This is a genomic window from Hymenobacter psoromatis, assembly GCF_020012125.1.
GTDB classification, from domain to species: domain Bacteria; phylum Bacteroidota; class Bacteroidia; order Cytophagales; family Hymenobacteraceae; genus Hymenobacter; species Hymenobacter psoromatis.
In genome coordinates this window covers 186770-208910 of record NZ_JAIFAG010000001.1, presented here as the reverse complement: position 1 = coordinate 208910, position 22141 = coordinate 186770, and the positions used below count along the sequence as shown (strand labels likewise).

Below are 22141 nucleotides of genomic sequence, written 5' to 3'. Positions count from 1 at the left end.
CAAACCATTGCGGCGCGCGTCCCGGCAGCTAGCCCCCAAAGTACGCCGACTTGCTTGGCCGCGCCGCTAGCTTTGGGCCGCGGGCGCTTCCTTTGTAGCCGCGAACCCTCTTAGAAACAACTCGCTACCCCTTTTTTTACATGGCATTTCAATTCAAAATGGCGGCTCCGGCGGCCAAATACAAGGCCCCGGCTGCCTACTTCTCGATGGAGTTTGCCCTCGACCAGAGCCTAAAGATTTATTCCGGCGGTCTGGGCTTCCTGGCTGGCTCGCACATGCGCTCGGCCTACGAGCTGAAGCAGAACCTAATTGGCATCGGAATGCTCTGGACATATGGGTATTACGACCAGGTGCGCAACCCCGACCAGACCATGAAAGCCGAGTTTCTGCATAAGCAATACTCGTTTTTGGAAGACACGGGCCTCGTGTTCCCGGTCACCATTCACGATGCCGAGGTGCACGTGAAGGCCTTGTACCTGTCCCCCGAGACGTTCGGCACCGCGCCCATGTTCTTCCTCACCACCGATATTGAGGAGAATGACTACCTCTCGCGCACTATCTCACACCACCTCTACGACCCGGACGCCGCCACCCGCGTGGCCCAAAGCATTGTGCTGGGGGTAGGCGGTGGCAAGCTGCTCGACGTGCTAGGCCGTAAAACCGACATCTACCACCTCAACGAAGGCCACGGCCTGCCGCTGGCGTTTTTCCTCTACGAAAAGTACGGTCGTGACCTGGCCGAAGTGCAAAAGCACTTGGTTTTCACCACCCATACGCCCGAGCTGGCCGGCAACGAGGAGCGCCCTATGAAGCTGCTGCGCGACATGAGCTTCTTCGCCGGGGTGCCCGAGGAAGACGTGCGCCGCGAGGCCCGCCTCGACGGCGACTCGCTCAACTACACGCTCACCGCCCTGCGCTTTGCCCGCCGGGCCAACGCCGTGAGCAAGGTGCACGGCGAGGTGGCCAATGAGATGTGGGGCCACTATGAAGGCATCTGCCCCATTATTTCCATTACTAACTCGCAGAACGGCACCTACTGGCGCGACCCGCAACTGGCCGCCGCCCTAAAAGCCAAGGACGACAAGGCCCTACTGGCCCGCAAGCGCGAGCTGAAGGTGGCGTTTTTCAAGACCGTGGCCGACCAGACCGGCACCCTGCTCGACCCCGACGCGCTGACCATCGTGTGGGCCCGGCGCTTCGCCGCCTACAAGCGCGCCGACCTCATCCTGCGTGATTTTGAGCGCTTTGTGAAACTCGTGAGCGATGATGCGCGGCCGGTGCAGGTCATTTGGGCCGGCAAGCCCTACCCCAAGGACTACGGCGCGATTGACATCTTCAACACCATCATTCGCAAGACGCTGAACCTCAAGCGCTGCGCCGTGCTCACGGGCTACGAGCTGGCCCTAAGTGCCGAGATGAAGAAGGGCTCCGACATCTGGCTCAATACCCCGCGCTACCCCCGCGAGGCCAGCGGTACCAGCGGCATGACCGCCGCCATGAACGCCTGCGTGAGCCTGAGCATCGCCGACGGCTGGATTCCCGAATTTGCCAAGGACGGCGAAAACAGCTTCCTCATCGCGCACGCCAACGTGACGCTACCCGACGCGCAAAAAGATGACCACGAGGCTGATAACCTGCTCACCGTGCTCGAAAATACGGTGATACCAATGTACTACGACCAACCTAAGCAGTTCTTGAAAGTGGTGAAAGCGGCCATGAAGGACGTGGAGCCCGAGTTTGAGAGCACCCGCATGGCGCGGGAATATTACGAGCTGCTATATAAAGCCTAGACCACGGATTCGTCAGATTTTTCGGATTCGTCGGATTTTGTAGACGGCTCGTTAGGCCCTACCCACCCGTCATGGCGAGCAAAGCGAAGCAACCGCATCTGAACGATACCCACACGGGTCGTTCGGATGCGATTGCTTCGCTTTGCTCGCCATGACAAACGGGTCTGATGCCAGTACTTACAATGTCGGCTTCACGTCGAAGGTGAAGCTGGTGCTGCCGGGCTGGCCGCTGGCGCTGAGGGCCTGCACCACGACCAGGTAGCGGCCGGGCTGGTCGCTGGTGTAGAAATTCAGCGTTTGGGGCGAATTGGGGGGTAGGCGCAGGTCGGGGTTCCAGTAGAGGAGGTGGCGCAGGTCTGGGAGGCGGCTTTGCTGCTGGGCGGCGGTTTCGTAGCGCGGGGCGTAGAACTCGCGGGGCACCTGCAAGCCCTCGTATTCTTCGATGAGCGCCTTGGGGTTGAGCGGAAAGCCGCCGAGGTCGCCCTGGTACGTGGCGAAGCTCACCACGCCTTCGTAGAGCTGGGAGCCCAGGAAATAGCGGCTGGCCATCACGTCGAGTCGCTTGATTTTGAGCGGGTCGAAACTCATTATCTGGTTGATATTAAAGATTGGCAGGCCGTCGAGCAGCGTCAGCGGGTTTTCCTGCAGGTTGAGGTGGCGGGGGCGGTCTATCACCACGAAGTGGAAGCCGTCGCGACGCTTGCGCACCAGCACGGCGGGCACGTACTCGCGCAGCACGTCCTCCACGGTGGGGAAGCGGGTGTAGTCATCCAAAAAAAACTGCTCGCTGGGCTTGCCATAAAACGCCACCGTGTCGCCGGGCACTGGGCGCAGCTGCGGCGCGGGCGCGGGGTAGGCGGTTAGCGCTTGCACCAGCAAGTGCCGCTCGGAGAGCGAGGCCGCCCAGCGCGCCGGCAGCGGGGCCAGCCCCGGCGCGGCCCAGCCGCCGCCCGCCGCCGCGAAGGGGCTCAGCAGCTCTACGCGGGCGGTGCTGTCGGCAGTGGCCGAATTGGTTTGGAGCACCAGCTTGCGCAGACCGTAAAAATCGGGCAGTTCAAATTGCACCCGGCCGTCGGCCTGGCTCAGGGCATTAGCGAATTGGAATGCGCGGCCGGGCAAGGACAGGTAGGTTACGGTGCCCGGCCGCGGCGCGCCGCCCGGCGCGCTCACGCGGGCTTGCAGCAGGTAGCCGTTCAACTCGGGGGGGTAGGCGGGCGGCGGGGGCGGGCCGGAAGCCAGCACATCGTCCCAGCGGAAGCGCCGCCAGCCCTGGGTCAGCATCAGGTTGTCGGCCGCCCGGCGGGCCGCGGCGCTGGAATCGCGGCAGTAGTAGCCGGCATCCTCGACGTAGCCGGGCAGGTCGGCGGCCAGTAGCAGGTAGCTGGCAATATCCGCGGCCGGCGCGCCGGCGGCCAATGAATCGAGCCGATACACCGCCAGCGAAGCCTGGGCGGGCGCGGCGGCCGCCAGGCGCAGCGCCACCGGCTGGCGCGGGCCGTAGGCCGCCTGGTCGGCAGTAGCGGCCAATGTCAGCGTTTCGGCCCGCGTGGGCCGCCGGAAATACAGTCGCTCGGCCACCGGCCGCCGCCCACTGAACACCGTGAAGTGCGTGATACCCGGCCGCAGCTGCCGCCCATCTACCCGAAACACCGCCAGGCCATTTGTTGGCATCGCCGAGGCCACGGCCGCCACCTGCTGTCCGCCGTGGGTAAGCAGGTGCAGCGGCTCAGTTGCACCGCGCACTTCCAAAGTAAGCTGCTCATTACCTGATTCTTGCAATTGCAGCGCGTAGCCCTGGGGCGCGGCCGGCAGTAGCGGCTGGCTCAGCACCTGGCCGCCGGGCAGGCGCACGGTTGCAACGTACTTAGCGCCCGCCGCCGGGGTCAGCTCGAAGCGACCCAGGCCCGCCTTGCGGGTTTGGAAGGTGGCCACGATGGTGCCGCGCTCGTCAGCTACGGTGCCGGTGGCGACTAAGCCCCTACCCTGCCCGTCGGTGAGCTGCACGCCCATCCGGCCGGGCAAACCCACCACCAGCTGGCCGCCTTCGGGGTAGAGCCCTACCCCCGCCGTGGGGGCCGGGCCGGCGGCGGCCGGGGGGGTAGGCTGCCAGGTATTGACAATGGTAATCGGGGCCTGGAAGTAGAAGGCCGGGCCCGCGTTTTTCATCCAGTTGGTGTAGGCGCGCAGCACGTAGCGGCCGGTGGACAGCTCGGGGGGTAGGGCCAGCGCGCCCTGGCCCACCGCCCCGCGCAAAGCCAGCTTGGCTTGCAGTACGGGGTGCTGGCTGGCGTCCATCAGCTCCACGTAGGCTACTTTGCTCATAGCTAGCGGGCGATGAGCGGTGCCATCCACGGCGTACACTTTCAGCCACATGGTTTCGCCCGCCGCGTAGGCCGGCCGGTCGGGGTGCACGAACAGCTGCTCGGTGAGCGTCTGGCGGGCGTAGCGGCGCAGCTGCGGGGCCAGCGAATCGGCCGGGGCCTGGGCCCACGCCGCGCCGGGGGGCAGGAGGCTCAGGGCAGCCAGCAGCGGCGAAAGTGGGAAAAGGCGCACGGGAAAACGGAGAAAAATCGGTTCGCGGAAAATTCTAACTTCAGCCCTACCCTACCAGAAACTGGGCTGCACGGTGGTACCGCGCAGGCGGCAGTCGGCGCAGTCGGCGGAGGTGACGTAGTAGCCATTGGGTGAATTATCCACCGGTATGGAATTCGGCAGCTTCAACACGGCGATGACTGCCGGAAAATCGCACTTACCGTTGAGGTCGCAAAAACGCAATTCGCCGACGACGCACTGCTGGTAAGGGCTATCAAACTGCCAGTCTTTAGGAAACGGCAACTCGGCGCGATTGATGAAGAGGCGCTGGTACTGCACCGTGTGCGCCCCCACAAAGCCCAGCACCGGCTCGCTGGCCTGCCCCACCCGGTGCACGTTGCCCGTGAGCTGGGTCGGCAGCGGGTCGTTCACCGTGCCCACGGCCTCCGTGTTCTTGCGCAGCAGCTCGCGGTAGGCAAACTCGTCGGCCGTCTCGGCCGCTTGGCTCACCAGCACGCTGTAGCGGACAATCAGGCGCTCGGCCCGGCTGGAAAAACTCAGCACGATGGCGTTGGCAATGGCATCTTGGCTGAGCGCGGCCGAGGTGCCCTGCTTGATAGCCGTAGGCTGCTCGGTGCGCCAGCAGGTGTAAATCGGGGTCGTGCGCCCGTCAATAGTCGACTGGCCTACTATCGGGTGGGGATAATATTCTAAAAACGAACGTACACCCGCATTAAACTGCCAGGTTTCGACCGCGCCCCAGCGGTAGTAGCGCGCCTGCCCGGCCGGGTCGTGGGTGCTGAGCTGCACCTGTAATTGGTCACCGCTAAGCTGCCAGCCGAGCTTGTCGATGGGCGGCGTCACTTTCAAGGGCACCGGGTCGGACTCATAACCAGCGTTGGCGCTGGTGGTAATGCGCAGCTGGTATTGCCGGCCAGCATTCAGCACCAAGCTATCAGACTGGTAGGTGCCGGGCACCGTCTCGCGCAAGGGGTAGCGCCCGCCGGCATCGTCCGTGATGGCCACGCTGGCCCCCGGCTCGGCGGGCGGGGCGGTGGTAGCAGCCACATTGGTGGTGCGCGAGAGTAAAAACGCAGAGCGCCCGTTGCCGTTGATGAAGCCATCCACCACCAGAAACGTGTTGGGCGCGTTGATGACATCGGGCACGTAGGGCTCCACGCAGCCCGCCAGCGCCAACAAGGTCAGCCGCGCACCCCAGCGGGCCAGCAGTTCGGAGGTTGAAAATCGGCGCATCACAGACGGAAATTATACGTGAGGGTTGGGATGGGACTCCCGAAGATGGAGAGCTTATAGCCTTTCAACTGCCCATCAACCGTTTGGAAATAAACTGAATACGGATTTTTGCGACCCAGCAGGTTGTACACGCCCACCGTCCAGGAGCTGTGGGCCAGCTTCTTGACTTTATGATTGCCCTCGAAGTTCACCGCCAAGTCCACGCGCATGTAGTCGGGCACGCGGTAGGCGTTGCGGTCGGAGTAGTACACGCGCAGCGCCTGGTCGATGTAGTACTTAGCCAGGGGTAGGGTGATGGGCCGGCCGGTAGTGTAGTTAAAGTTCACCCCCGCGTTCAGGCGGCGCGAGAAGCGGTAGTTGCCCACCAGCGTCACGTCGTGGGGCTTGTCGTAGTTGCTGGGGTACCAGGCCCCGCCGTTCACCACGTCGGTAGGGGTATTTACCTGCACCAGGGAGCGGGCGTACGTATAGCTGAGCCAGCCGTTTATCTTCCCCTCCGTTTTGCGCAGCAGAAACTCCACGCCGTAGGCGCGGCCCTGGCCGTTCACCAGGTCGGTTTCGAGGTGGGGGTTGAGCAGCAGCACGGCCCCGCTCTTGTAATCCAGAAAATCCTGGGTGCGCTTATAGTAGCCTTCCACCGAAAATTCCACCGTGTTGCGCTTGAAATTGTGGTAGTAGCCCAGCGATACTTGGTCGCCCACCTGCGGGCGGATATAGTTGTCGCTCAGCTTCCAGCTATCGGTGGGCGACACCACCGTAGTGTTCGAGAGCTGGTGAATGTATTGGCGCTGGCGCGTCAGGCTGGCTTTGATGGACGAGTGTGCCGTCAGCTCCAGCCGGGTTGAGAGCCGCCACTCGGGGCCGCCGTAGTGAGCCAGCACCTGGCCCGAACCGTAGGTTTCTGTGCCGGTAGCGGTGTTTTCGCTGCGCGAAAGGCCCGGTTGGTACTGCGTGACGGTACGCGGCCCCAGCGCCTGGTAAAACGAGTAGCGCAGCCCCGCCAGCACCGAAAAGCGCGGGCTTACCTCAAACTGGTCCGAGGCGTACACGGCACTCTCCGCCGCCCGCTCGTGCTGAATGGTGGTGGGTAGCAGCAGCGAGGCATCGCCCAGCGGCTGCTGGTTGCCGGGCGCGGTATTATACAAAATGGAGCTGGCCCCAAAATCCACGATGTGCCGGGCGCTGGCCAAGTAGTTGAAATTGGCTTGCAGCGAGCTTTGATTAATGTTGTAGGCAAATGCCGAGGCCGTAGTTGGGTTCAGCGTCGTGTTCAGGCCGAAGCCGTAGCGGCTGTAAGCCCCGATGGCCGTGCTTTGCAGCTTATCACCAAAGGTGTGCTTCCACTTGAGGCTGCCGGCCGTGTTCCGATACTCATACACGGTATCGCTGGCCAGCCGAAAGCGGTCGTGGCTGATGTAGCCGCTGGCCTGCAAGGTATTGTGTTTATCCAGGTCGTAAACCAGCGTCGCGTTCAGGTCGTAAAAGGAAGCCGCGCTGCGCTGCAAGGCCGCGTTGGGCACCTTGTGCAGCAGCCAGTCGGCATACGAAATCCGGCCGCCCACCAGAAACGAGCCCTTGCTGCCGGCCAGCGGCCCTTCCAGCGCCAGCCGGCTGGTCAGCGGCCCGATTCCGCCGGACACCCCCAGCTTGTTGCGCTGCCCCTCGCGCCCCACAATGTCGAGCACTGACGATAAGCGCCCGCCGTACTTAGCCGGAATCGCGCTTTTATACAATTCCACGGATTTCACCACATCCGCATTAAACGCCGAGAAAAACCCGAACAAGTGGGCCGGATTGTAAATCGTGGCGTCGTTATAGAGTACCAGGTTCTGGTCGGTGCCGCCGCCGCGCACGCTCAGGCCGGTGCTGCCCTCGCCCACGGTTTTTACGCCCGGCAGCGTCATCACCACCCGCAGAATATCGGCCTCGCCAAACACGGTGGGCACCTGCTTGATAGTTTTGAGGTCGAGTAATTGCGTGCCCATTTGCAGCCCGCGCACGTTCTGCTCCTTCTTGCCTTCCACTACCACCTCGTTCAGATTGGCCGCGTCGGGGGCCACTTCCAGGTCGAGGCGGCCGTCGCCGCGCAGCCACACCTGCCGCCGCGTGCTCCGAATACCCATGCCCCGAATATTCACATTGTAGCGGCCCACCGGCAGCGTGAGCGCGTAGTGGCCCTCGCGGTCGGTGGCTACCCCCACGCTCGGGGCCTCCACGTACACGGCCACGCCTAGCGCCGGCTGCCGGGTGCCCGCCACCCGCACCGTGCCCGTGAGCGTGACTTTGCCGGTCCCTACCCCCCCTCGCTGCGCCGTACCCACCTCGTAGAGCTTAAACTCGGAGGAGCCGGCCAGCGCGCCGCCGCTCCCGCCACTAGCCGGGCGGACGGGGGTAGGCGGCGGCGGCAGCACGGCGGGCAGCGCGCCCGGCTGAAAAGCATCGTCGGGAATGCGGACTTGCAGCGGTGCGTTGGCCGTAACGTACACCCGCCGGGCGGCCTCATCAAGGGCAAAGTGCAATTGCGCCCGCCCCAGCACCTGCGTCAGCAGGGCCGGCAGTGGCAATCCACTAGCCTGCATCCGCACCACCACGGTATCGGTGGCGGCCGGGTCGAAGAAGAAGCGGTAGGCCGTTTGGGCCTCCACCTGCCGCACAAACTCGGCGAAGGGCAGGCCCCGGAAGTCGCCGCTGACCCCGCCCGGCGCGGGCTGCTGCGCCCAGGCCGCCGGGCCGGCCAGCAGCAGGCTTAGCGTTAGTAGAAGCGGGTAGCGTTTGGGCATATGGGTTATTTTTTGAGCTGCTAGCCTTCTGAGTACTTTGTCCTTGCGAGCGCAGCGCGGCAATCTTTCCTGGTCGTTCGCTTCATCAAGTTAGTACCCCTAACGACCAGGAAAGATTGCCGCGCTGCGCTCGCAAGGACAAACGAGTTTTGATAAATCTCACAGCGAATAGTAGTACCGTAGCAGCTGCCCAGCCGAGGCAGCGCGGTCGGTGGGCTTAAAGCTCAGGTGCTGCTGCCGGGCGTAGCGTTGCAGCTCGGTTTGGTGGGCGGGCAGCAGCGCCAGCAGCTTTTTCAGGCTCGTAACCGTGGTTGTAATAGTGGGCGTGCGCACGAAAAGCTCGTCAGTTTGCTGGTATTCCAGCGTCAGGGCCTGACTGATGATAGTTTGGTGCACCTGCTTACGGTGGCGGGCCAGCAGGCGCACGGGACCTTCGGCCAGCAGCTCGTAGTAGCCGGTGGGGAGGGCTCCGGCCAGCGTATCGCCCACCAACCGCACGAAGCGGCGGCTGCCCAGCGTGAAGCCCGCCACGTGCGCGGCCGGCAGCACGATGGTTGCCGTCAGGCTGGGGTAGAATAACAGCAGCTCATCGCGCAGCAAATCGTAATTCAGCGGCACGTCCGCAAACGTGCCGCCGCGATACATTACGCTGCCGGTTTGGGCCTGGGGCTGCTCCCAAAACTGGTGGCCCCGCGTGCCCGGCGTGGTATAGTCCACGTACTCGGGCCCGTCGTAAAGCATTTGCTCGGTGCCCAGCGCTGCCGCGTAGGTGCGACCTGCCGCCGCCACGGCGGCGGCCGTGGCGGCCGTATCAGGGGCAGGGGCCTGCGCCGCGGCGGGCAGGCGCAGCGCCAGGCTCAGTAGACTTAGCAGAACAGCCACGCGCCCGCGCCACCAGGGGGGTAGGGCAGGCAATTTGACGCGCATACGCATGGGGTAGATTCCGGTCGGAAAAGGCTTGTTTTCAGGAAGGATAACGCGCCGCAAGATAGGGTAAGCGCTACCAATCAGCAAGCCGCCGCCTACCCCCGCTGCCGGGCGCAAGCACCCCCGCTCGCCCCGGCCCCGACCGCAGCAGACAACACGAAGCGGCCTCGCTGCGTCTACCCAAAACCTGGTGCGAAGCGCCCACCACCGTCGGCCGTCGGCGTTTGGTTAAGTTCCATCCTGAGTACGCTCAAAACCCAACCCTCGCGTAGGCAGCCGCGCCGCGGCGTATCCGCGAAATCCATTAAATCAGTTTGAATCTGCGGTCCTATGTGTGGTCGTTATACCGTTATTACCCCCGCGTCGGCCTTAGCCCGGCGCTTTGCGGCGCAGGAAGCCCCTACCCCCGCGCCCAACTTCAACGCCGCGCCCTCGCAGGCGTTGCCCATTATCACCAATGCCGCGCCCGGCCAGATTCAACTGGTGCGCTGGGGCCTGGTACCCGCCTGGAGCCGCGACCCGGCCAGCGGCCCCAAGCCCATCAACGCCCGCGCCGAAACGCTGGCCGAAAAGCCGAGTTTCCGGCAGCTGCTGGCCCGGCGGCGCTGCCTGGTCCTGGCCGATTCGTTCTACGAGTGGCAGGCCACCGAGCGGGGCAAGGTGCCGCACCGCATTCTGCTCCAAAATGAGGAGCCCTTTGCTTTCGCCGGCCTCTGGGATGAGTGGGTGGATAAAGCGTCGGGCGAGGTGCACCCCACTTTCACCATCATCACCACCGAGCCTAATGAGCTGATGGCCAGGCTCCACAACCGGATGCCCGTCATCCTGCCCGGCCCCGACGCCGAGCGCGCCTGGCTTGCCGACGACCTCGCGCCCGCCGCCCATCAGAAATTGCTGGTGCCCTACCCCACCGATTTGATGCAGGAGTACGCCGTCACAACCCGCGTCAACTCGCCTGCTCACAACGACCCCGACGTGCTGGCCGCCGCGTAAGGCACCAAGTGGAGTAGTCTGTCCTTGCGAGCGAAGCGCAGTAATCGCATCCGAACGATGGACGCACGACCAGCGTGGGTGTCGTTTGGGTGCGATTGCCGCGCTGCGCTCGCAAAGACAACTTCTTGTCTTTTAAGCTTCTAATTTCTCACAGCGCCGGCTTCACTTCCAGCACCAGGCGGGCGCTACCGGCGCGGCCATCGGCGGCGAGGCCCTGGGCTACTACCAGGTAGCGGCCCACTTGGTCGGAGGTGTAGAAGGTGAGCGTGCGGGGCTGGCCGGGCGTCAGGGTCATGTCGGGCTGCCAGTGGAGCAGGTTGCGGAAGTCGGGGAGGCGGCTTTGCTGCCGGGCGGCGGTTTCGTAGCGCGGGGCGAAAAACTCGCGCTCGCCCTGCAAACCCTCGTACTCTTCGAGCAGCGCCTGGGGGGGTAGGGGGAAGCCGGCCAGGTCGCCCTTGTAGGTGGTGTAGCTCACCACACCGTCGTAGGTGAGGGGGCCGTGGAAAAAGTGGCCATCTACCACGTCGAGCTTACGGATTTTTAAGGGGCTGAAAGCCATTATCTTATTCACATCAAACACCGGCACGCCGTCGAGCAGCACCAGTGGGTTGTTGCGAAACGTGGCGTCGTTGCGCTTGTCCACCACCAGGAAGTGGAAGCCGTCGCGGCGCTTGCGCACCAGCACGCCGGGCACGTACTCGCGCATCACTTCCTCCAGCACCGGAAAGCGGGTGTAGTCATCCAGTAAATACTGCTCGTCGGGCCGGCCATAAAAGGCCAGCGTATCGTGCGCGGGTTGGGTATACGCATTCTCAAAGCGGCTGAAAAACCTGCGCTGCGTCTGCACCTGCACCGAGCGCTGGGTGAGGGCCGCCGCCAGCCCCTGGCTTAGCGCGAAAGGCCGAGCCTGTCCGGCCGCGAACTGCGTCGAAAACGGACTCAACAGCTCCAAGTGATACGTGCTATCGCGCAAATAATCGGTTTGTAGCACCAGCTGGGTAGGGCCGTAAAACGGGTTCGTCTCAAACCGTAAAATACCATCTACTTGGCTAATAGCATTATACAGCCGAATGGCCCGGCTCGGCGAGGCCAGGTAGGCGGTGAGGCCGGCGGCCGGCGCGCCGGTGCGGCGGTCCGTGAGGCGGCCGCGCACGAAGTGGCCGTTCACCTCGGGCAGGTAGGGGAGCGCGGGCGGGCGGGCAGCCAGCACATCGTCCCAGCGGAAGCGGCTCCAGCCCTGGGTCAGCAGCAGGTTGTCGAGGGCGGCGCGGGCGGTAGCGCTGGTATCGCGCAGGTAGTAGTTGGGCGCTTCCACGTGGCCTTTCAGCTCCGAGGTCAAACTCAAAAACGTATCAATGTCGGCCGGCTCGGCGGCGTTCAGCGAGTCGAGCTGGTACACGGCCAGCGAGGCGTTGGCGGGCGCGTCGGCGCGCAGCTGCACTTCCACGCGGGCGCGGGGGGCGTAGCCGGCCGGCGCGGCCACGACCAACGCCAGCGGGTGCCGGGGCCGCTGAAAATACAGCCGCTCGGCGCGGGGCCGCGCCGCGCCGTCAAACAGCGTGAAGCGCATCGTGCCGTCGGGCAGGTCTTTTTTGGCAAACGCAAACTCCCCTACCCCCCCGACCAGCGGGCCACGAACCGCGGCCACGATGCGCTGGCCGGCGTGCCCCAGCACCGCCACCGGGCCGGGGGGTAGGGCGCTGCCCTGGGCCTGCACCGTCAGGCGCACGGAGTCGGCGGTGGCGTCGGCCAGGCGCAGCACGTAGCCGGCTTCAGTGGCGGCTGGCAGCGGCACACTAATATCTTGTCCATCCGTTATTTGAACAGCAGCTACGTAGCCCGCGCCGGCCAGTGCGGGCGTGAAATCAAAGCTGCCCAGGCCGAATTTCAGCGTCTCGAATGTGGCTACGGGCTGGCCTTGCGCATCGCGCACAATGCCGGTGGCGGCCACGCCCTGGCCGGCCGCGTTCACCACGCGCAGGCCCACGCGGCTGCGCAGGCCGCGCACCAGCTGGCCGCCTTCGGGGAAGAACTGCACGTCGTAGCCGGCCGCGGCGGGCCGAGCGGCGGGGCCGGGCGGGCGGGCAGTATTGAGCACCGTGACCGGGCAGTGGAAGTAGCCTTCGGGGCTGAAATTGCGCATCCAGCTGGTGTAGGCGCGCAGCACGTAGGGGCCGGCGGGCAGGTCGGGGGGTAGGGCCAGCGAGCCGTGGCCGGTGGCGCGGCTCAGCGCCAGCCGGGCTTGCAGCACGGGCTGCTGCTGAGCATTAAGCAGCTCCACGTAGGCGATTTTGCTCAGGGCTAGCGGCTGGTGCCGGGTGCCATCCACGGCGTAGATTTTCAGCCACATGGTTTCGCCGGCCGCGTAGGTGGGCCGGTCGAGGTGCGCGAACAGCTGCTCGACCAACGCCTGCCGGGTATAGCGCGCAAACGGCCGGCTGAGGCCCGGCAGTGAGTCGGGCACGGCCTGGGCTTGGGCCAAAGCGGGGGGTAGGGCCGCCAGCCGGAGCGCCAGCAGTAACAGGCGCGAAAAGCGGCGAAGAAAAATAGCAGACATTATGCTAGGGATGAGATGCTTATCATTCAAAATGAGTCGCCTAGCGCCAGAAGCTCGGCCGCAGGTTACTGCCGCCGCGGGCGCGGCAGTCCACGCAGTCGGCCGAAGCGCCGAGGTAGCCGACCTCGGCACCCTTTTCGTTGTACGCCGGGTCAATGGGTAAGGTCTTATCGCCAATAAGCAAGCCCCTGGCCTCAAATGGTGAGTAGACATCGGGCATTTTACCGCAGCTTTCGTAGCCCGTCTCAAACAGCCAGTTGGAGGGCAAGGGCAGCTCGGTGCGGTCAATGAAAATGCGGCGGCTGCGCACCGAATGCGCCCCCACGTAGCCCAGTACCGGCTCGGCGGGGTCGGCCACGTTGTGCAGGTTGCCGGTGAGCTGCGTTGGCAGCGCATCGTAGAGCGAGCCGATGTTTTCGGTGTTTTTCTTCAACGTTTCCCAGTACTTATACTCGTCGGCAGTCTGGCCGTATTGCAGCACCAGAATACTGTACCGGATGCGCAGCTTCACCGACTTATTAAGAATAAGTCCCAGCGGCTGCCGGCTCAGCACATCCTGGGCCAGCGCGGCGGTGCTACCCAGGTTAATCGTGTTCGAGCCCGCCGTGTTCCAGCAGTGGTAAATGTCTTCGTTGCGCCGCACAAATTCGCTACTGTCTTTATTATAAACCAAATGCGAGTAGAAAGCCGAGGTGTAGAGCCAGGTCTCCTGGTAGTCCCAGCGGTAGAAGGTAGTGGGGCGGCCGGGCGCGCCGTGAGTCGACACGGCGATTTGCACACCCTCACCGGTGTAATTCCAGGAAACAGTATCAATGGGCGGCGTCAGCTGCACCGGCACTAAGTCCGATGCGTAGGCCGCGCCGCCCGCCGTGGTCACTCGCAGTTTGTAGTGCCGGGTCGAGTCCAGGGGCTGAGGTTGGCTTAGGGTGTAGGTGCCGGCCGGCTGCTCGCTGAGCGAGTAATCGTTACCCAAATCATCCTCAATCAGCACCTTAGCCTGGCTTTCGGCCTGGGGCTGGCTGGCCGTCAGCCCCAGCGTGCGCGAGAGCCGGAACGTGCTTGGCCCGTTGGTGCGGATGTAGCCATCCACTACCAAATAGCTTTTGGCGGCGGCGGGTACGGGCGCGTTATAGGGCTTCACGCAGCTGGCCAGCTGCAGAAGCAGCATTATTCCTCCCCACGTCATCCCACCCCCTCTCCTTCGGGAGAGGGGAGCCTGACGACTTGCTACTGCACATGACCGGCTCCCCTCTCCCGAAGGAGAGGGGATGGGATGAACGTCAGAACCGCACATTGTACGTAACCGTCGGGATGGGCGAGCCGAAAATGGAAAGCTGATAGCCATTGATAGTGCCGTTTTGCGACTTGTAATAGACGGAATAAGGATTCTGGCGGCCGGTGAGGTTGTACACGCCCACCGTCCAGGAGCTGTGGAAAGGCTTGTGGATTTTATGATTACCCTCGATGTTGAGTGACATATCCACGCGGAAATAATCGGGCACCCGGTAGGCGTTGCGGTCGGAGTAAAGCAGGCGCAACGTATTGTTCACGTAGTACTTAGCCAGCGGCAGCGTGATGGGCCGGCCGGTGCTGTAGTTCACGTTCATGGAGGTGCTGAAGCGGCGCGAGAAGCGGTAGTTGCCCACTAGCGTGGCTTCGTGAGGCTTGTCGTAGTTGCCGGGGTAGTAGCGGCCGCCGTTCACCTGGTCGGTGGCGGTGTTTACCTGCACCAGCGTGCGGGCGTAAGTGTAGCTGAGCCAGCCATTGAGGCGGCCGGTGGACTTACGCAGCAGGAATTCTACACCGTAGGCGCGGCCGCGGGCGTTCAGCACGTCGGTTTCGATATGGTGGTTGAGGATGAGCACCGCGCCGCTCTTGTAATCCACGAAGTCGCGGGTGGTTTTGAAATAGCCCTCCACCGATGCCTCAATGGTGTTCTGCCGGAAATTGCGGTAGTAGCCCAGCGCGAACTGGTCGCCGACCTGCGGGCGCAGGTAGCGGCCGCTCAGCTTCCAGGTGTCGGTGGGCGACATGGCGGCCGTGTTCGAGAGCTGGTGAATGTACTGGCGCGTGCGCCCCGCGCTGGCCTTGAGCGAGGAGCTAGGCGTCAGCGCGTAGCGCGCCGCCAGCCGGTACTCGGGCCCCTGGTAGGTCTGGATAATCTGGTTGCTACCGTAGTTTGTAACGCCCGTAATGGTGCTTTCCGAGCGTGAAACATTGGGCAGGTAGCTGTTCACCAGTCCCGGCCCCAGTGCGTTATAGAGCGAGTAGCGCAGGCCCAGGTCGAGGGCCAGGCGGGGGGTAGCGTCCCAGTGGTCGGCGGCGTAGAGGGCACTTTCCAGGCCCTGCTCGCGGCCCAGCACGTCGGTCTTGGTCAAGGAGTTATCGCCCAGCGGCACGCGCTCGCCGGGCGCAATGCGGTAGAGCGTGCTGCTCCCCCCGAAGGTGACGGTGTGCCGCGCATCGCGGTAATAGGTGAGGTCGGCGCGCAGCCCGGTCTGGTTCAGGGCGTAGGCAAAGCGCGAGGCGCTGACCGGGTTTTGGTCGCTCGAATTGCTGAGTGCGTAGCGGCTGTACGTGCCCGTGAGCACCCCCGCCAGCTGGCTACTAAAGCCGTGCTGCCACTTCACGCTGGCGGCCGTGTTGCGGTACTCAAACGTGGTGTCGCTAGCCAGCCGGAAGTGGTCGCGGCTCACGTAACCGGTGGCGTACAAGGAGTTGCGCGCATCGAGGTCGTAGCTCAGGTGCGCGTTCAGGTCGTAGAACGAGGCTGCGCTTTTCTTCAAACTGGCATCGGGCGCGAGGTGCAGCAGCCAGTCGGAATACGAGGTGCGGCCGCCCACCAGAAACGAGCCTTTGTCCTTCACCAGCGGTCCTTCCAGGGTGAGGCGGCTGGTAAGCGGCCCAATGCCGGCCGAGCTGGCCAGCTTCTTGCGGTTGCCCTCGCGGGTTTCCACGTCCAGCACCGAGGCCAGCCTACCCCCATACTTGGCCGGAATGGCGCTCTTGTACAGCTCCACCGACTTCACCGCGTCGGGGTTAAAAGCCGAGAAAAAGCCGAACAAGTGCGCCGGGTTATAAATCGTCGCGTCGTTAAATAAAACCAGGTTCTGGTCCGTGTTGCCGCCCCGCACGCTAAAGCCCGTGCTACCCTCGCCGATGGACTTCACGCCCGGCAGCAGCAGCACCGCCCGCAGCACGTCGGCCTCGCCAAACACCGAGGGCAGTTGCTTTATCTGCTTGATGTCCAGCTTCTCCACACCCATGCGGGTGCTGCTCACGTTCTGGTCCTGCCCCCCAATCACCACCACTTCCTTGAGGGGCGTAATGTCCTGCTCTACCTCCACGTCGAGCGGGCCGCTGGCGAACAGCTGCACCTGGCGGCGGGCGTTGCGCAGCCCAATGCCGCGCACGTTCACCGTGTAGCGGCCCACCGGCAAAGTCAGGGCGTAGGCCCCAAACTGGTCAGTGGCGGTGCCGATAACCGGCCCTTCCACGAACACCGCCGCGCCCACCACCGGCTCGCCGGTGCGGGCATCGCGCACGCGGCCGGTGAGGGTAGCCCGGCCGCCGGCCGGCGCAGCCTGCCCCCTACCCACCTCGTAGAGCCGGGTGGCCGCGGGCCGGCTGGGCGCGCCCGCGCCAGCGGCCGGCTCTTCGGGGCGGCCAGCGGCCACGTCGGGCGCGGGCGCGGTGAAGTAGCCGGGCGGCAGCGCGGTCTGGATGGCGGGCGCAGTCGAGATGAAAACGTGGCGGGCCGCATCCACGGCAAACTGCAACTTGCTGCCCGCCAGCGCCTGCCCCAGCACCTCGGCCAGCGGCTGCCCGGTCGCGTTCAGGCTGATAGTCAGGCTATCCACGTCGGCCGCGTCGTAAAAGAAGCGGTAGGGCGTAGCGGCTTCCACGCGCCGCGCAAACTCCGCGAAGCGCACCCGCTCAAACTGCCCGCTGATGGGCGGCCCCGCCTGCTGCCCGTAGCCACGCAGCGCGCCGCTCAGCAAGATTAGCAGGAAACCCAGACGGTAAATTATTAGCATAGAATGTGGTAAAGAGAGTTTTTTTCAAGTACTGAAGCAGTTATTCAACTGGTAAAAGAACGGTCATGCTGAGCTTGTCGAAGCATCTCTGCCGCTTAATTCGGGCTGTTCAACGATGCGGCAGAGATGCTTCGACAAGCTCAGCATGACCGTTTTCTTACCTACTTAAAGTAATCCCCTACCCCACTACCGCAGCGTATTATAATATCCCACCAGCGCCGTGAGCGAATACTGCCGCAGGCCCTCGCCAAAGCTCAGGTGCTGCTTGCGCACGAATTTCTGCAAGGCCGCTTTCTGGTCCGGGAACGCCGCCAGCACGTCTTTGAGGCGGGTGACGGGGTAATAGGCGTCGTGGTGCTGCACCACGTAGCGCGTGGTTTGCTCAAAGTGGCCTTCCATGCCGGCGGGGGTAGGGCGCTCGTAGCTTTTTTTGTGGTGCCGGGCCAGCAGCCGGGCCGGGCCATCCACGAGCAGGTCGTAGAAGCCGGTGCGCACCTGCGGGTTGGCCACCGAGTCGGTGACCAGGCGCACGAAGCGGTGGCCGGCCAGCGTGAACGTGGCTACTTTTTCGGGCACCAGCTGCAAGCTGATGGCCCGGCCGGGCGGCTGCACCACCAGCTGGTCGCGCTGGCAGTCGTAGCGCATGGGCACCGCCGCGTAGGCAAAGCCATCGTAGCGCACGCTGCCCAGCTGCACCTCGCTCACCGGAAAAAACGGGCTACCCTGCACGTAGGGCTTGGTGCGGTTCACGTAGTCGGTGCCGCTGAGCAGGCGCGAGTCGGCCAGGGTGGCGGCGTGGTAGCGCTGGGTGGCGGCCCGCACGGCGGCAGCGGTGCTGCTATCAGCCGCTGCAATTTCTTGAGCCTGAACCCGATAAAATCCCGTAGCCAGGAGCAGGCAAAGACTGTAGAATGCGAAAAAATTCATGTAAGCACGCAGAAACTCAAATGTAGCACCTGAGGAATAAGTGGAGAGGGTAGCATGAGGAACTGAGGAAGCCGTTTGTCTTTCCTCATTCCAAAGCCTATCCTCCCGACCTTTGCGAGCCGCCGGTCGTTGCCTTGCCCATGAAAAAAATAGTTTCCCACCTGCTGCGCCGGTTGGGCCGCCGCCCGGCCCGCGTGCCGGTCACTGTGCGCCTGACCCGCGTGCCGGCCAACACGCCAGCCGGCGCGACCATCTACCTGGCCGGCTCCGGCAATGGCTGGACGACCGACGACCCGGCCTACGCCCTCAGCTTCGACCCCGCCGACGGCAGCTACTACCTGGCCCTACCCCCCGGCCGCGGCACGCTCGACTTCAAGTTTTGCCGAGGCAGCTGGCCCACCATCGAAACCGACGCCGACAACCGCGCCATCCCCAACCGCCGCTACCTCTACGGCCAGGGCCCCGCCGAGCTGCGGCTGGAGGTGCTGAACTGGGAGGACCAGGGCGGTTTTATTCCGCCGCGCCAGCACTCGGCTTCGCCTAATGTGCACATTCTCAGTCCCGCCTTTGCCATGCCGCAGCTGCGGCGCGTGCGCCGGGTGTGGGTGTACCTGCCGCCCGGCTACGCCGCCGACGCGGCGCGTCGCTACCCCGTGCTCTACCTGCAAGACGGCCAGAACGTGTTCGACCAGTACACCTCCTTTGCCGGCGAGTGGGGCGTGGACGAAACCCTCGACCAGCTCGCCGCCAGCGGCCAGGACCCGCGCGGCTGCGTGGTGGTGGCCGTGGACAATGCCGCCCGGCACCGCCTCGACGAGTATTCGCCCTGGCATAATGCCCGCCTCCGGCGCGGCGGTGAGGGCGAGCAATACGTTGATTTTCTGGTGAATACCCTCAAGCCATTCATCGACCATCACTATCGCACCCGGCCCGAGCGGGCGGCTACCTACGTGGCGGGCTCCAGCATGGGCGCACTCATCGCCACCTACGCGGCCCTGCGCTACCCGGCCGTGTTTGGGGGGGTAGGGGCCTTTTCACCGGCCTACTGGTTTGCCGGGCCAAGCCTGCTGACTTACGTGGCCCAGCACCCGCCCCGCCCCGATACCCGCTGGTATTTCGCGTGCGGCACCCTCGAAAGCCCCACGATGCTGCCGCTCATGGCCACCGTGCGCGACGCCCTCCAAGCCGCCGGCGTACCAGCTGACAACTTGAATTTCAACGCCCTACCCGACGGTCAGCATGCCGAGTGGTTCTGGCGGCGCGAGTTTGCGGCGGGGTACGAGTGGCTGGTTGATTGTTAATCGTTTGTCCTTGCGAGCATTTTGCGCATCAAGCAAAGACGCGGCAAGGACAAACGTTTTCGATTACGAAGCCGAAACCCGAAACTTCCCGTAATACGCGCAAAACTCACGCAGCGCGCAAACTTCGCACTTCGGCGAGCGGGCCACGCATACGTAGCGGCCGTGCAGAATAAGCCAGTGGTGCGCCTTCGGGATGACAGCCGGCGGAATATACTTGACCAGCGCTTTCTCCACGGCCAGGGGGGTAGTGGCCGTTTTGGGCACCAGCCCCAGCCGGTGCGACACCCGAAAAACGTGCGTATCGACGGCCATCACGGGCTGGTTATAAATCACAGACACGACGACGTTGGCCGTTTTGCGCCCTACCCCCGGCAGGCGTTGCAACTCCTCGATGGTACTCGGCACCTCGCCGCCAAAGTCGCTGGTGAGTAGCCGGCCCAGGCCAGCCAGGTGCTTAGCCTTATTATTAGGGTAGGAAACGCTGCGGATAAACGGGAAAATATCCTCGGCCGCGGCTTCGCCCAATTCATAGGGGGTAGGGAATTGCGCCAGCAACGCGGGCATTACCTGGTTCACGCGCTTGTCGGTGCACTGCGCGCTCAGCACCACGGCCACGATAAGCTCATATGGGCTGGCGTAGGCCAGCTCGGTTTTAGGCTCCGGGAAGTGGGTGGCGAAGTAGTCGAGAAAGCGACGAAACCGTTCGGGCCGGGTCATTTGGGGGGGTAGGGTGGTGCTATTCGCTAAAAGAGAACGTCATGCTTATCTGGCGTCCGCTTGTCGAAGCATCTCTGCCGCGCCAGTTGGTTTACTAACCTAAGCGGCGCGGCAGAGATGCTTCGACAAGCGGACGCCAGATGAGCATGACGTTCTTCTTTTTGAAAAAACGACCTTCTCTATGAAATAAATTGTACCCTTCAGCGCATGAACGTGCTGGCGTACTGCAAGATAGTGGCCGTAGTAGCCGAGCGCGGAGCGCGGGCCAGGTGGTCGAGGGTGCGCTGGGCAAGCAGCAGGTCGGCGCAAGCTACGGCCAGAGCGGGGTCGTGGAGCAGGGCATCCTCGACCTCGTGCTGCTCGTCAGCTGGCAATTCGTTGTACACGTAGCGAAGCAACGTCGGGTGGGGTAAGGTTTGAATCATACAGGAGCGAATGCGCGGCCATTTTTTTCCGCAGGTTGATGAGAGCATAACGCATGCGGCCCAGCGCCGTGTTGATGCTGACGCCGGTCGCGTCGGCAATCTCCTGAAAGCTCATATCGCCGTAGTGGCGCATAAGCAGCACTTCTTTCTGGGCAGCGGGTAGTTCTTGAATGAGCTGGCGCAGGTGCGCGTGGCTTTCTTCGCGCCCCAGCGCGTCGTCGGCCGACTCTTCCGACAGGTGTAACGAATTAGCAAGCCCCATGTTGTCATCGAGGCTGGTTTGGGGCGCTCTTTTTGCGCGGCGGAAGGCGTCGATGGCCAGGTTGTGCGCGATGCGGCACAGCCAGGAGCCAAATTTGCCCTCGTCCTGGTAACGCCCGCTCTTCAGGGTGTGAATGGCTTTGATAAACGTATCCTGGGTCAGGTCGTCGGCCATGTCCTCATCGCGCACTACGAGGTGAATGGTAGTGTAGACCCGCGCCTGGTGGCGCTGGAGCAGTTGGGCAAACGCCGCTTCGCGGCCCGCCAGGTAGAGGTCGATGAGCGCGGAATCGCTCGGCTGCATGGGTTCCATAAAGAACTACGGGTAAAGGGTAACGTAGAGCTTTGGGTCGATAGTATGCAGTAAGAAGTTAAAAAAAGGAACGCGGGTTAAAAAGAAGGCCCGCCATAATCAAGCCAAATGTAGCAGGCAGCTGCGGGATTATCCACCCGGAGCGGAAGGCTACTTAAAAAAAAGTTGGTATTGCCCGTAGCCTACCCCGCTGCGCTAACCTAAGCAGCAGCTTATCGTTGTAGAAGCGGCGGTTATTTCCCCCGCCGGCTCCTTAAGTTATGCGTCTAATTTCTTCTCTTCCCGCGCTGGCCCTGGGGCTGGCGGCCGTGCTCAGCAGCTGCGGCAAGCATTCCGAAAAAAGCACACCCACGAGTGACAACCCGAGCGATAACGTGCGGCTGAGATTCAATCTCAAGCCCGGCAGTAAATTTTCTTACGACGCACAGAGCGTGCAGGCTATTGAGGCCGGGGGCCAGAATATCAAGCAGGACATTACGATGGTCAGCTCGTTCGCGGTGAAGTCGGCCGCCGACAGCGCCACAAAGCTGGACGTGAGCTACGACCGGGTCGCGATGAAGATGGACGCGGGCAGCCAGCAAATGACCTACGATAGCCGCGACCCCAGCACCAAGGGCAGCCCGCTCGCCCTGATGGGTGGCCTGGTGGGCAAGCACTTCACGGTGGGCGTGACCGAGGCCGGCCGGGTAACCAGCGTACAGGGCGTGAGCGAGTTGGTGAACAGCCTGGTGGACCCCGCCAACCCCAACGCCGTAGCCATGCGCACCCAACTGAGCCAGACGCTTAACGATAAGGCTATCAAGAGCATGATGGAGCAGTCGTTTAACATCTATCCCAACCACGCCGTGCAACCCGGCGACACCTGGACTAAGGTAACTTCCGTGACAATGGGCCCCATGACCATGAGTGCCACCAGCACCTATAAGCTCAACAGCATCAGCGACGGTGTGGCCCACATTGGCGTCAGCAGCAAGCTCGACGGGCAGGGCGCGGTGAGCCTAGCCGGCACCCAGACTGGCACAATGGACGTGGACGTGGCCACCGGCCTACTTGCCGACAGCCAGCTCAAGCAAACGCTGACGGGCACGCCCGCCATGAAAATCGCCACTACGATTCATATTAAAGGTACTAAGGAGTAAAGAATTTATTTCCTGATAAAGCTAGCTGTCATTACGAACATTTTGCGCATCAAGCAAGGTCGTGGCAATCGCACCTGCGCATAATGGCCGAGCAAGCGGCGCGCGTGTCGTTCTGAAGCGATTGCCGCGCTGCGCTCGCAATGACAGACGTTAATCATTAATCACTAATCATTAATTTCTACCCTCCT

The 22141-nt window shown here is 63.4% G+C and carries 15 protein-coding genes; 4 read left to right on the top strand and 11 right to left on the bottom strand.

Annotation, left to right across the window (positions count from 1 at the left end; all coding sequences use genetic code 11):
* Positions 1–140 precede the first annotated feature (140 nt).
* On the top strand, positions 141–1790 hold the full coding sequence (gene glgP, locus LC531_RS00930) for an alpha-glucan family phosphorylase (RefSeq protein ID WP_223648449.1): 1650 nt from the start codon (positions 141–143) through the stop codon (positions 1788–1790).
* Positions 1791–1967: 177 nt separating this feature from the next.
* On the opposite strand, the gene LC531_RS00925 is transcribed toward glgP, so the two are convergent.
* The 4 genes from LC531_RS00925 to LC531_RS00910 form a co-directional block, all read right to left on the bottom strand.
* Positions 1968–4343 carry a hypothetical protein gene (locus tag LC531_RS00925; protein ID WP_223648448.1) on the bottom strand — a complete coding sequence of 792 codons (2376 nt, stop codon included), beginning with the start codon at positions 4341–4343 and terminating at the stop codon, positions 1968–1970.
* 51 nt (positions 4344–4394) lie between these two features.
* A complete protein-coding gene (locus LC531_RS00920; protein ID WP_223648447.1) occupies positions 4395–5576 on the bottom strand; it encodes a DUF4249 domain-containing protein in 1182 nt (393 codons plus the stop codon).
* Positions 5576–8356, bottom strand: coding sequence for a TonB-dependent receptor (locus tag LC531_RS00915; RefSeq protein WP_223648446.1), 2781 nt, complete (start codon positions 8354–8356; stop codon positions 5576–5578). The genes LC531_RS00920 and LC531_RS00915 overlap by 1 nt, the downstream gene beginning before the upstream one ends.
* A gap of 159 nt (positions 8357–8515) precedes the next feature.
* Positions 8516–9283: a hypothetical protein gene (locus tag LC531_RS00910; RefSeq protein ID WP_223648445.1), complete on the bottom strand. Its 768-nt coding sequence runs from the start codon at positions 9281–9283 to the stop codon at positions 8516–8518.
* Positions 9284–9613: 330 nt separating this feature from the next.
* On the opposite strand from LC531_RS00910, the gene LC531_RS00905 reads away from it, so the two are divergent.
* Positions 9614–10276: an SOS response-associated peptidase gene (locus LC531_RS00905; protein ID WP_223648444.1), complete on the top strand. Its 663-nt coding sequence runs from the start codon at positions 9614–9616 to the stop codon at positions 10274–10276.
* 148 nt (positions 10277–10424) lie between these two features.
* On the opposite strand, the gene LC531_RS00900 is transcribed toward LC531_RS00905, so the two are convergent.
* The 4 genes from LC531_RS00900 to LC531_RS00885 form a co-directional block, all read right to left on the bottom strand.
* Positions 10425–12833, bottom strand: a complete 2409-nt coding sequence (locus LC531_RS00900) for a hypothetical protein (protein ID WP_223648443.1) — start codon at positions 12831–12833, stop codon at positions 10425–10427.
* Positions 12834–12873: 40 nt separating this feature from the next.
* Positions 12874–14001 carry a DUF4249 domain-containing protein gene (locus tag LC531_RS00895; protein ID WP_223648442.1) on the bottom strand — a complete coding sequence of 376 codons (1128 nt, stop codon included), beginning with the start codon at positions 13999–14001 and terminating at the stop codon, positions 12874–12876.
* 112 nt (positions 14002–14113) lie between these two features.
* Entirely contained in the window at positions 14114–16870 is a 2757-nt protein-coding gene (locus tag LC531_RS00890; RefSeq protein ID WP_223648441.1) for a TonB-dependent receptor, read from the bottom strand.
* 186 nt (positions 16871–17056) lie between these two features.
* Complete coding sequence (locus LC531_RS00885) at positions 17057–17797, bottom strand: hypothetical protein (protein WP_223648440.1); 741 nt, start codon at positions 17795–17797, stop codon at positions 17057–17059.
* Positions 17798–17937: 140 nt separating this feature from the next.
* Here LC531_RS00885 and LC531_RS00880 point away from each other — a divergent pair, with 140 nt between their 5' ends.
* Positions 17938–19098 (top strand): alpha/beta hydrolase-fold protein, encoded by a 1161-nt coding sequence (locus LC531_RS00880; protein WP_223648439.1) that lies wholly within the window; start codon positions 17938–17940, stop codon positions 19096–19098.
* 63 nt (positions 19099–19161) lie between these two features.
* On the opposite strand, the gene nth is transcribed toward LC531_RS00880, so the two are convergent.
* The 3 genes from nth to LC531_RS00865 all read right to left on the bottom strand — a co-directional run bounded on the left by nth (position 19162) and on the right by LC531_RS00865 (position 20814).
* Positions 19162–19815 (bottom strand): endonuclease III, encoded by a 654-nt coding sequence (gene nth, locus LC531_RS00875; RefSeq protein ID WP_223648438.1) that lies wholly within the window; start codon positions 19813–19815, stop codon positions 19162–19164.
* A 200-nt stretch (positions 19816–20015) separates the two neighbouring features.
* Positions 20016–20213 carry a hypothetical protein gene (locus LC531_RS00870; protein WP_223648437.1) on the bottom strand — a complete coding sequence of 66 codons (198 nt, stop codon included), beginning with the start codon at positions 20211–20213 and terminating at the stop codon, positions 20016–20018.
* Positions 20179–20814, bottom strand: coding sequence for an RNA polymerase sigma factor (locus LC531_RS00865; RefSeq protein WP_223648436.1), 636 nt, complete (start codon positions 20812–20814; stop codon positions 20179–20181). The genes LC531_RS00870 and LC531_RS00865 overlap by 35 nt, the downstream gene beginning before the upstream one ends.
* A gap of 260 nt (positions 20815–21074) precedes the next feature.
* Between LC531_RS00865 and LC531_RS00860 the strand changes: the two genes are divergently transcribed.
* On the top strand, positions 21075–21953 hold the full coding sequence (locus tag LC531_RS00860) for a DUF6263 family protein (RefSeq protein ID WP_223648435.1): 879 nt from the start codon (positions 21075–21077) through the stop codon (positions 21951–21953).
* The last annotated feature ends 188 nt before the right edge of the window (positions 21954–22141 follow it).

What these genes read in the sequence shown, in the direction of transcription:
- nth (WP_223648438.1), bottom strand. Translation starts at nt 19,815, where the DNA reads ATGACCCGGCCCGAACGGTTTCGTCGCTTTCTCGACTACTTCGCCACC.
- LC531_RS00905 (WP_223648444.1), top strand. Translation starts at nt 9,614, where the DNA reads ATGTGTGGTCGTTATACCGTTATTACCCCCGCGTCGGCCTTAGCCCGG.
- LC531_RS00890 (WP_223648441.1), bottom strand. Translation starts at nt 16,870, where the DNA reads ATGCTAATAATTTACCGTCTGGGTTTCCTGCTAATCTTGCTGAGCGGC.
- LC531_RS00900 (WP_223648443.1), bottom strand. Translation starts at nt 12,833, where the DNA reads ATGTCTGCTATTTTTCTTCGCCGCTTTTCGCGCCTGTTACTGCTGGCG.
- LC531_RS00920 (WP_223648447.1), bottom strand. Translation starts at nt 5,576, where the DNA reads ATGCGCCGATTTTCAACCTCCGAACTGCTGGCCCGCTGGGGTGCGCGG.
- LC531_RS00915 (WP_223648446.1), bottom strand. Translation starts at nt 8,356, where the DNA reads ATGCCCAAACGCTACCCGCTTCTACTAACGCTAAGCCTGCTGCTGGCC.
- LC531_RS00865 (WP_223648436.1), bottom strand. Translation starts at nt 20,814, where the DNA reads ATGGAACCCATGCAGCCGAGCGATTCCGCGCTCATCGACCTCTACCTG.
- glgP (WP_223648449.1), top strand. Translation starts at nt 141, where the DNA reads ATGGCATTTCAATTCAAAATGGCGGCTCCGGCGGCCAAATACAAGGCC.
- LC531_RS00885 (WP_223648440.1), bottom strand. Translation starts at nt 17,797, where the DNA reads ATGAATTTTTTCGCATTCTACAGTCTTTGCCTGCTCCTGGCTACGGGA.
- LC531_RS00895 (WP_223648442.1), bottom strand. Translation starts at nt 14,001, where the DNA reads ATGCTGCTTCTGCAGCTGGCCAGCTGCGTGAAGCCCTATAACGCGCCC.
- LC531_RS00880 (WP_223648439.1), top strand. Translation starts at nt 17,938, where the DNA reads ATGAAAAAAATAGTTTCCCACCTGCTGCGCCGGTTGGGCCGCCGCCCG.
- LC531_RS00910 (WP_223648445.1), bottom strand. Translation starts at nt 9,283, where the DNA reads ATGCGCGTCAAATTGCCTGCCCTACCCCCCTGGTGGCGCGGGCGCGTG.
- LC531_RS00860 (WP_223648435.1), top strand. Translation starts at nt 21,075, where the DNA reads ATGCGTCTAATTTCTTCTCTTCCCGCGCTGGCCCTGGGGCTGGCGGCC.